At 76.7% G+C, this 5,485-nt stretch carries 6 protein-coding genes and 1 riboswitch; of the genes, 3 read left to right on the forward strand and 3 right to left on the reverse strand.

What is annotated here, in order from left to right; all coding sequences use genetic code 11:
• Positions 1 to 139: 139 nt before the first annotated feature.
• A riboswitch (TPP riboswitch) is annotated at positions 140 to 259 on the forward strand.
• Between the two features lie 90 nt (positions 260 to 349).
• The 3 genes from ACFU0Y_RS16680 to ACFU0Y_RS16690 are packed head-to-tail and all read left to right on the forward strand — an operon-like array spanning position 350 to position 3,386.
• On the forward strand, positions 350 to 970 hold the full coding sequence (locus ACFU0Y_RS16680; protein ID WP_380215841.1) for an ECF transporter S component: 621 nt from the start codon (positions 350 to 352) through the stop codon (positions 968 to 970).
• Entirely contained in the window at positions 967 to 2,592 is a 1,626-nt protein-coding gene (locus ACFU0Y_RS16685; RefSeq protein ID WP_380215843.1) for an ABC transporter ATP-binding protein, read from the forward strand. The genes ACFU0Y_RS16680 and ACFU0Y_RS16685 overlap by 4 nt, the downstream gene beginning before the upstream one ends.
• Positions 2,589 to 3,386, forward strand: a complete 798-nt coding sequence (locus tag ACFU0Y_RS16690; RefSeq protein WP_380215845.1) for an energy-coupling factor transporter transmembrane component T family protein — start codon at positions 2,589 to 2,591, stop codon at positions 3,384 to 3,386. The genes ACFU0Y_RS16685 and ACFU0Y_RS16690 overlap by 4 nt, the downstream gene beginning before the upstream one ends.
• A gap of 7 nt (positions 3,387 to 3,393) precedes the next feature.
• Here ACFU0Y_RS16690 and ACFU0Y_RS16695 read toward each other — a convergent pair whose 3' ends face one another.
• The 3 genes from ACFU0Y_RS16695 to ACFU0Y_RS16705 are packed head-to-tail and all read right to left on the reverse strand — an operon-like array spanning position 3,394 to position 5,421.
• Positions 3,394 to 4,275, reverse strand: coding sequence for an aminotransferase class IV (locus tag ACFU0Y_RS16695; RefSeq protein ID WP_380215847.1), 882 nt, complete (start codon positions 4,273 to 4,275; stop codon positions 3,394 to 3,396).
• 28 nt (positions 4,276 to 4,303) lie between these two features.
• Positions 4,304 to 4,897, reverse strand: coding sequence for a uridine kinase (locus tag ACFU0Y_RS16700; protein WP_380215849.1), 594 nt, complete (start codon positions 4,895 to 4,897; stop codon positions 4,304 to 4,306).
• On the reverse strand, positions 4,894 to 5,421 hold the full coding sequence (locus tag ACFU0Y_RS16705; protein ID WP_380215851.1) for a low molecular weight protein-tyrosine-phosphatase: 528 nt from the start codon (positions 5,419 to 5,421) through the stop codon (positions 4,894 to 4,896). The genes ACFU0Y_RS16700 and ACFU0Y_RS16705 overlap by 4 nt, the downstream gene beginning before the upstream one ends.
• Between the last annotated feature and the right edge of the window lie 64 nt (positions 5,422 to 5,485).

The raw sequence follows: 5,485 nt of genomic DNA on the forward strand, positions 1-5,485 counted from the left end.
GCGCACCGGTGTCCGTCCGGGCGGGCCCTTCGCCGTCGACTCGGCGCACCGCGGTCCGGCGCCCTGCGGTCCGGCGCCCCGCGGTCCGGCGCCCCGCGGGCGTGCACGGAGCGGGCGGCGACGGGGTAGACTCGGTGCCACTGAACGACAGGGGAGCGCCCCGCCGGCACGTCCGGCGCGGCGCTGAGAGTGCGGATCGCCGCAGACCCTCGAACCTGCTCCGGTTAGCACCGGCGAAGGGAGTCGAGCATCTCAGGGGTGTTCCCCCGGGAGCGCGCCACCGGCGCGGCCCGTGGAACCCCGTCCCCTCCTGGCACCGACGGCTCGCTGAGCCCAGGAGGAACCCACCGTGAACACCACCACCCATCGCCCCGCCGGTCGTCCCGGCACGTCCCGCACCCCGTCCTGGCGCGTCGTCGACATCGTCGTGGCCGCCGTCCTCGCCGCCGTGTGCGCCGTCGTCTTCTGGGCGTGGTCGAACCTGCTCTACCCCGTGGTCGGCACGGCCGCGGTCGCCTATCCGCCCGCCGTGGGCCTGATCGTCGGCGGCTGGCTGGTGGCCGGCGTGCTCGGCGGGCTGATCATCCGCAAGCCCGGCGCCGCGCTGTTCTGCGAGCTGCTGGCCGCCGTGATCGAGAGCTTCCTGGGCACCCACTTCGGCCTGCTGGTCATCCTCTCCGGCCTCGTCCAGGGGATCGGCGCGGAACTGGCCTTCGCCGCCCTCCGGTACCGCCGGTTCGACGCCCTCGCGGCGGCCGTGGCGGGCGCGGTGAGCGGGATCTTCCTCGGGGTGCACGAGAACATCGTCTACAACTACGAGTGGGCGCTGAGCCACCAGGTGGTCTACGTGGTGCTGGCCGCGGTCTCGGGCGCGGTGCTGGCCGGCCTGCTCATGCACGCCGTGGTGCGGGCCCTCGCGGCCACCGGCGTCCTGCAGGGTCTCGCCTCCGGGCGGGCCGTGCGGCGATGACGGCCCCCACGGCCCGGCGCCCGGCGGGGCCCGTGGCCCGCGGCGCGCGCGTCGAGGCCCGCGGCTTCGGCTGGCACCACCCCGGGCGGGAGCGGGCGGCGCTGCGCGACATCGACCTCGTGGTGGAGCCGGGGGAGCGGGTGCTCCTGCTGGGCCCCAGCGGGGCGGGCAAGTCCACCTTCCTGCACGCCCTGGCGGGAGTCCTCCACGACGACGACGGACAGTCCCGCTCCGGCGAGCTGCTGCTCGACGGCACGGCGCCGGAGCAGGCGCGCGGCCGGGCCGGACTCGTGCAGCAGGACCCCGAGTCCCAGGTGGTGCTGTCCCGGGTCGGGGACGACACCGCGTTCGGACTCGAGAACCTCGCCGTGCCCCGGGAGCTGATCTGGCCGCGCGTGCGGGCGGCCCTCGAGGCCGTGGGCCTGGACCTCCCGCTCGACCACTCCACCGCGGCCCTGTCCGGCGGGCAGAAGCAGCGCCTGGCCCTCGCGGGCGCCGTGGCCATGAGCCCGGGGCTGCTGCTGCTCGACGAGCCGACCGCCAACCTGGATCCCGACGGCGTGCGGCAGGTCCGCGACGCCGTGCTCTCCTGCCTGGACCGCAGCGGCGCGACCCTCCTGGTCGTGGAGCACCGCGTGGCCGTGTGGGCGGAGGCCGTGGACCGCGTGGTGGTGCTCGGCCGCGACGGGGGGATCACCCACGACGGGCCCCCGGGACGCGTGCTCGGCGCCGCGGCCGACGAGCTGAGCCGGGCGGGGGTGTGGGTGCCCGGACGGGTGCCCCCGACACGCGCGCCCGCCCGGTCCTCCGCGGGTCCTGCCGGACGCCTCGCCGGTGGGACCGGCACGGACGGCGAAGCGCTGCTCAGCGCCGGCGCTCTGGGCGTCTCGCGCGGCCAGCCCTCGGCGCGGCAGCTGCGCGCCCGGCGCCGGGCGCGGCGCCGCGGCCGCCCGGTGGACGACACCACCGCGGGCCGGGACCTCCCCACGGCCGTGGCCGATGTGGAACTGGGCCTGCGCCGCGGCCGCGCGCTCGCCCTGACCGGGCCCAACGGCGCCGGCAAGTCCACGCTCGCGCTGACGCTCGCCGGTCTGCTGGCCCCCGTGCGCGGCACCGTGCGGGCCCGTCCGCCGCTCGACCGCGGCGCGGGCCCCGACCCGCTGGAGTGGAGCGGCCGGCAGCTCGTGGCCCGCATCGGAACGGTCTTCCAGGAGCCCGAGCACCAGTTCCTGCGCGCCACGGTGCGCGCCGAGCTCGAGCACGGCCCCCGGCTGGCGGGCACCCCGGCGGCCGAGCGGGAGCGCCGCACGGACGAGCTGCTCCGCCGGCTGCGGCTGTCCCACCTGGTCGACGCCAACCCGTTCACCCTCTCCGGCGGCGAGAAGCGCCGGCTGTCCGTGGCCACGGTGCTGGCCACGGACCCGGACGTGCTGGTGCTCGACGAACCCACGTTCGGCCAGGACGCCCTGACCTGGGCGGAGCTCGTGGACCTGCTCGTGGAGCTCCTCGACGCCGGCACGTCGGTCCTCGCCGTGACCCACGACGAGGACTTCGTGCGGGCGCTCGGCGCCGAGGTGCTCGAGCTGGGCACGCCCGCGGAGCGGGACCGGGCCGTCCGGTGAGCGCCGCCGCGATCGCGCCGTCGGCCCGGACCTCGCTGCTGGGACGGACGAACGCCGTGGTCAAGCTGGCCGGGGCGCTGCTGCTGACCGTGGTGCTGCTGCTCAGTGCGGACCCGGTGACGTCGGGGTCCGTGCTGCTGGGCGAGGTGCTGCTGCTGGGGCTGGCCGGTCAGCGTCCGCTCGCGCTGCTGCGCCGGGCGTGGCCGGTGGTCGTGGCGGCGCTGGTGAGCGGATGGGGCACGGCCCTGCTCGCCGAGGACTCCGGGCCGGTGCTGCTGGACCTGGGGGTCACCGGGATCTCGGCCGGGGCGGTGGCCGCGGGGGCGGCGATCGCCCTGCGCGGGCTGGCGCTGGCGCTGCCCGGGCTGATGCTGGTGCTCACCACGGACCCCACGGACCTCGCCGACGGTCTCGCCCAGACGCTGCGCCTCCCGGCCCGCTTCGTGCTCGCGTCCCTGGCCGCGCTGCGGCTGGTGGGCGTCATGGTCTCCGAGTGGGACACCCTCGCGATGGCACGGCGGGCGCGCGGGGCGGGGACCGGGCACGGGCCGACGGGCGCGCTGCGCGAGTTCGGCGGTCAGGCGTTCACGCTGCTGGTGCAGTCCCTCCGCCGCGCCACCCGGTTGTCGGTCACGATGGAGGCCCGCGGCTTCGGCGCGGGCCCGCGGACGTGGGCCCGTGTCCCGGGGTACTCCTGGCGGGACGGAGCGGTCCTCGCGGGCTGCGCGGCGGCCGCGGCGGCGGGCCCGGCGGTGTCCGTCCTGCTCGGCGCGCACCGCTTCATCTGGGCCTGAGCCCGGGTCAGGCCTGCGAGACCCAGTCCGTGACGAGCCGGGTCAGCTCCGGGTCCACCGGCAGCGGCTGGTGGTCGATCCGGCGCACCGGCACCGCGAGCCGGACGCTGGAGACCAGCCACACGGCGTCGGCCGCCATGAGGTCCGCCGGGTACAGGGGCCCGTAGCCGAGCTCCCAGCCGTCCCCGCGGGCCGCGGCGAAGATCTTGGCCTGCGTGGTGCCCGGCAGGATCCCGTGCGAGGGCTCCGGCGTCAGCAGCGTGCGGCGGCCGGCGCGCACGCGGGCGCAGACCACGGAGGACGTCGCTCCCTCGAGGACCCGGCGGCCCTCCGTGGTGAAGACCACCTCGTCCGCGCCGAGCGAGCGGGCGTGGCGCAGGGCGGCCATGTTGATCGCGTAGGAGAGCGTCTTGGCGCCCGGGAGCAGCCACGGGTACCCGGCGTCCTGGGCGGGGTCGTGGCCGCGCGGCAGCAGCACCGCGGTCACGCCCTCGCGCCGCTGCCGGAACGTGGCCTCCGGCACGGGGCTGACCGCGATCCAGGACCACGGGCCGTCCTCCGGGGTGCCGCGGCTGATCGTCACCTTGACGGCGTGCTCGGCGCCCAGGCCGCCGTCCCCGCCGGGCGCCGCGTGGGCGAGCGCCAGCTCCACCGCTGCGCGCACGTCCCGCGACGACGGCACGGGCAGCTGCGCCAGCCGTGCGGAGGCCGACAGCCGCTGGTGGTGGGCCTCGAACTTCTGCACGACGCCGTCGACGGCCCGCATGGTCTCGAAGACGCCGTCCCCGCGGGTGAGCCCCTGGTCGTCGATGCGCACCAGCGGGACGGCGGGATCGGCGAGGACGCCCGCCGGGTGGGCGGCGTCCAGGACGACGACGGTGCTGGTCACGGATCCTCCTGTCGGCGCGGCCGGGGGCTCAGCAGACCGGGCCGGGGTGCAGGATGTCCACCTGTTCCCAGACGTGGTCCTGCGCCAGGTAGGCGTCCTCCTGGGCGGCCCAGCGGTCCCAGTGCTCGGCGTAGTACGAGCCGTCACGGCTCAGGGCGCGGTCGTAGCGCAGCGCGGTGGGCAGCTCGACCCACACGGAGACGTCCAGCACCTCCCGGGCCTCGGCGCTGCACGCGCCGACGCCCTCCAGGATCACGACCTCCGCCACCCGGGTCAGCCGCGGGGTGCCGGGGGAGCCGGTGACCCAGTCCCAGGCGCTCCACTCGGCGTCCTGGCCCCGGTCGAGGGGGGCGAGGACCTCGTCCACGTAGGTGCGCCGGCCGGGTCCGAGCCCGTCCCAGCCGGGGTAGAGGTCCTCGAGGTGGAAGAGCGTCACGTCCCGGACCGGTCGCAGCACCGCGGCGAGCTGCTCGGCGAGGCTCGTCTTGCCGGCGCCCGAACGGCCGTCGATGCCGATGAGGAAGGGGCGTCGGGTCGGCGAGGGGAGCAGGCGCGCCAGGTTGGTGCCGGCGGGATGGGCCGCGGCGAGCGACGGGTCCAGCTCGAGCTCGATGTCGATCACGCGCGTCCGGCGTCCTGCGCGGAGTCCAGGCCGGCGCCCAGCTCCCGGGCGACGGCGCGGACGACGCCCGGGACCGCGGCGGCGATCATGCCGTAGGTGGTCTCGAAGTCCTCCGGGCCTCCGTACCAGGGGTCGTAGATCCCCAGGTCGCCGTGCGCGAGGTCGGCGGCGTCGGGATCGAACTCCCGCAGCAGCCGCACCTTGGCGGCGGCGGCGGCGTCCGGGGCGAGGGCGCGCAGACGCTGCAGGTGGACGACGTCCAGGGCGAGCACGAGGTCCCGGTCCTCGAAGCGGACGGGGTCGAAGACCCGGGCAGCGTGCCGGGAGGCGTCGAGCCCCTCGCGGCGCAGGAGGTCGCCGGCACGGGGGTCCACCGGGTTCCCCAGCTCCTCGTCGCTGACGCCTGCCGAGTCGATCCGGACGCGCTCTGCCAGTCCTGCGGCCGCGAAGGCGCGGCGCAGGGCGAACTCCGCCATGGGCGAGCGGCAGATGTTGCCGGTGCACACGGTCACGATCGAATACATAGCGCGCAGTCTAAGCCGTCAGGTCCCGGCACGAGAAGTGCGGCCGCCGCCCGAGGGGCGACGG

It is taken from the genome of Kocuria sp. NPDC057446 (assembly GCF_042802875.1).
Classification (GTDB): domain Bacteria; phylum Actinomycetota; class Actinomycetes; order Actinomycetales; family Micrococcaceae; genus Kocuria.